This window comes from Seongchinamella sediminis (genome assembly GCF_003457605.1).
Lineage (GTDB): Bacteria > Pseudomonadota > Gammaproteobacteria > Pseudomonadales > Halieaceae > Halioglobus > Halioglobus sediminis.
Window position 1 is genome coordinate 1 of record NZ_QRAN01000048.1, and the last position, 3456, is coordinate 3456.

2 protein-coding genes are annotated in these 3456 nt (G+C 55.6%); both read left to right on the top strand.

Annotation, left to right across the window (positions count from 1 at the left end):
• Window positions 1-130: 130 nt before the first annotated feature.
• Window positions 131-1411 (top strand): aconitase family protein, encoded by a 1281-nt coding sequence (locus DWB85_RS19175; protein ID WP_275401001.1) that lies wholly within the window; start codon window positions 131-133, stop codon window positions 1409-1411.
• A gap of 9 nt (window positions 1412-1420) precedes the next feature.
• Entirely contained in the window at window positions 1421-2785 is a 1365-nt protein-coding gene (locus tag DWB85_RS19180; protein WP_117957672.1) for a class II fumarate hydratase, read from the top strand.
• The last annotated feature ends 671 nt before the right edge of the window (window positions 2786-3456 follow it).

Genomic DNA, 3456 nt, shown 5'->3' on the forward strand with positions numbered 1-3456 from the left:
TGAACTCAGGCGCATACTGCTTCCGCGTCGTCTTTTTCGATCCTGTCTTGCTGGTCATGGTTCACCTCTGTAGCGTAGTTTACTCGCTTAGCAGGGTGTCCATCATCAGTGGGCAGGATCAAAGTCCTCGCTGGCCCCGGGATCAAAAGTTGTAACGGACTACCTGACACAGGCCGGGCTACAGGAATCGCTGGATGACCTGGGCTTCAATCTGGTGGGCTACGGCTGCACCACCTGTATCGGCAACTCAGGCCCTCTGCCAGCGGCTGTTGCCGACACTATTGCCCGCAACGACCTGGTTGCCTGCGGAGTCCTGTCCGGCAATCGCAATTTTGAAGGCCGTATTCACCCATTGGTCAAGGCCAACTGGCTGGCCTCCCCACCCTTGGTTGTGGCCTATGCTCTGGCGGGAACCACCCGTATTGACCTCAGCCAGGATGCATTGGGTACGGATAAGAATGGAGACCCCGTCTACCTGCGCGATATCTGGCCCAGCAATGCGGAGATTGCCGAGGTAGTGCAAACCGTCAATAGCGACATGTTCAGGAAAGAGTATGGCGCTGTATTTGACGGCGGCGACAGCTGGCGGAACATCGAAGTCAGTGGTGGCGCCAGCTATGCCTTCGCCGAGGACTCTACCTACATCCAGCTTCCGCCGTTTTTCGAGGAGCAATACCAAGGCAACCGGCAGAATATACTGGCCGCGCCTATGCTGGCCATGCTGGGGGACTCTGTCACCACCGATCATATTTCCCCGGCAGGCGCCATACCCCTGGATAGCCCGGCAGCCATGTATCTGCGCGACCATGGTGTCGCCGAGAGCGAATTCAATTCCTACGGTTCGCGGCGTGGCAACCACCAGGTGATGATGCGGGGCACCTTCGGCAATATCCGCATCCGCAATGAAATGACGCCGGAACTGGAGGGCGGCTATACCCGGTCGCAGGGTCAGTCCGAACCACAGTTCATTTACGATGCCGCCATGGATTATGTCGCCAGGGGTATCAGCACTGTTGTGGTTGGTGGCCGCGAGTATGGTACGGGTTCCAGCCGGGACTGGGCGGCTAAGGGCACGCTATTACTGGGTGTCAAAGCGGTCATCGTGGAAAGCTTTGAGCGCATCCACCGCTCCAACCTGGTCGGTATGGGGGTATTACCCCTGCAATTCATGCCCGGTGAAACGCGCAAGACCCTGGGGCTGAACGGCGATGAAACTTTCGATATTCTGGGTATCGATGGGAAACTTGAGCCCAAACAACTACTGCCTGCCGTGGTTCACTACCCGGATGGGAAACAACGCGAAATACAATTGCAATCCAGGCTGGATACACTGGTGGAAGTTGAATACTACCGGGCCGGAGGCGTGCTGACTTACGTCCTCAATCGCATTACCGGGGAGGCCCGACAATGAGATTATGTCATGACTGAGTTTCGCACCGAGCAAGACAGCCTGGGTGAGGTAAAGGTCCCTGCCCAGGCTTTATACGGGGCGCAAACACAGCGGGCCATAGACAACTTCCAATTCAGCGGCATTACCTTGCCCGGCGGATTCATCTCCAGCCTGGGCCTGATCAAGGCAGCGGCCGCACGCGCCAATGCTGATGTGGGACTGCTGGAGTCCACCGTGGCAGATGGCATCGCAGCTGCGGCAATGTCTATCTCCAATGGTGAGCATCACGATCAGTTCCCCGTGGATGTGTTCCAAACAGGCTCGGGCACCAGCACAAACATGAATGCCAACGAGGTCATCGCCACACTGGCCGCACAGCAACTAGGGATGCCGGTACACCCTAATGACCATGTGAATTGCAGCCAGAGCAGCAACGATGTTATTCCCACGGCTATTCATGTGAGTGCCGAGTTGGCGCTGGAAAATCAGTTGCTTCCTGCCATAGCACATCTGGCAGGCGTCATCGCAGCACGCGAAGAGCACTCCAACGACCTCATCAAAACGGGCAGGACCCACTTGATGGACGCTATGCCGATCAGCCTGGCACAGGAGCTCTCCGGTTGGCGCGCGCAAATGACCCTTGGCGCACAACGTATTGAGGGCTCCCGGCCACAATTGCGCCAGCTGGCACAGGGCGGCACTGCTGTGGGTACGGGAATCAATGCCGATCCACAGTTCGCCACCCGGTTCTGTTTTCACCTGACTGAGTGCAGCGGACGCCCATTTACGCCTGCGGAAAACTATTTTGCCGCCATCGCCAGCCAGGATGTCGCAGTGGCATTATCAGGCCAGCTCAAGTCTCTGGCCGTGGCCCTGCTGAAGATCGCCAATGATCTGCGCTGGATGAACAGCGGCCCGCTGACGGGACTGGCTGAACTCACTCTCAAACCCCTGCAGCCGGGGAGCAGCATCATGCCGGGCAAGGTCAACCCCGTAATACCAGAGGCCGTAGCGATGGCAGCTGCCCAGGTGATTGGCAACGATAGCGTTATCACCATCGCAGGCCAGTCTGGAAACTTCCAGCTCAATGTAATGCTACCGGTGATAGCGCACAACCTGCTGCAAAGCATTACCCTGCTCACCAATAGCTGCAAGGCGCTGGCGGACAACTGCATCGCCGATTTCGTGTTCAACACCGAGAACATACAGGCCAGCCTTGCCAATAACCCAATACTGGTGACTGCCCTGAACAACGAAATAGGCTATAGCAAGGCTGCGGAAATCGCCAAGCGTGCTTATGCGGAGAAACGCCCGATACTGGATGTGGCTGCAGAAATGACAGACCTGCCGATGGACAGGCTTGCAGAGTTGCTTAATCCCCGGAACCTCGTTTAGCACTTTCCTTCAACATCGATATCGAGGTCTGTGGCCGTTGCGGCGGACCTGTCAGGGTCATCTCCAGTATCGAGAACCAGGACGTCATCGATCGAATACTGACTCACCTGCGCCAGAAAGAACAGGAAACAACGACTCGGCCATTGCTGGTGCCACCGACCAGAGCGCCACCTGGGACATTGCCTCTTTTCGCCGGGAAGGATTCCAGCCCAACAGCACTCCGCCAGCAAGGAAGCCAGTGAAAACCGCATGGCATGAGCTGTTGCGTGCTCCCGTTCAGCATTGAACGGTAACGAATGGCATGCTCAACACCGCGAACAGAATTTTCGGGTAAATAGGCGGGAACTTCAACAGATCAGCAAGCCCAGTCGATAGAATCAGCGAGGGTGTCTACTTTCAATAGGCCGTTAATACGCCCTATACTTTCTTCGGAGGTTGATGCTAGTCACGATAATGATCAAACGCCCGAAGAAGCACTCGATGTCGCGTATCAGCAACTTAGAAACGACATCGAAGAGGAGATGCTTACTCAATTAAAAAGTAATTCGCCATCACTAGCGTCCGGTTAATTGTTGAACAAATTCAGTTGGTTAGAAACCATGTCATCTTCCAGGATATGTTTGGTATCGAAAAAGTCATTGTTTAAAGGGATTTTTTCGAAGAGGGTGACC

Bases quoted from the DNA above. Each gene is read 5' to 3' on its own strand.
- DWB85_RS19180 (WP_117957672.1), top strand. From the start codon at position 1,421: ATGACTGAGTTTCGCACCGAGCAAGACAGCCTGGGTGAGGTAAAGGTC.